The organism is Paraburkholderia sp. SIMBA_053 (genome assembly GCF_046534895.1).
In the GTDB taxonomy this organism is placed as follows: Bacteria; Pseudomonadota; Gammaproteobacteria; order Burkholderiales; family Burkholderiaceae; genus Paraburkholderia; species Paraburkholderia caledonica.
The window spans coordinates 1-273 of the sequence record NZ_JAWRXU010000663.1 but is presented as its reverse complement, the minus strand read 5'-3'; the positions used below and the strand labels follow the sequence as shown (position 1 = coordinate 273).

At 68.5% G+C, this 273-nt stretch carries 1 protein-coding gene; it reads right to left on the bottom strand.

Annotation, left to right across the window (positions count from 1 at the left end; all coding sequences use genetic code 11):
* Positions 1-273, bottom strand: a 273-nt coding sequence (locus SB753_RS37245) for a hypothetical protein (protein ID WP_410805159.1), incomplete at both ends; no start/stop codon positions are given.

The following is a 273-nucleotide window of genomic DNA, read 5'->3' as shown; positions in this document are numbered from 1 at the left end:
CCCGCCCAGACGCGCACGCGATCGACACCGAGCGCCTCGGCCGTGTCGAGCACAGGGGTGATCGACTCGTCGGCACCGGCACGGAAGTACGAGCCGTAGGAGCAGGACACGAGACCGGCATCCGTCGTCAACCTCGCCACCCGCGCCGCCTGCTCGACATCGCCTGCCAGCACATGCGAATCGGCTCCCCACTCGATGACCTCGAGGCGGGCCTCGGCTGCGAGCTCGATGACTCGTTCGGCGCTGAGCGACCGGAATGTCACCGAACAGAGG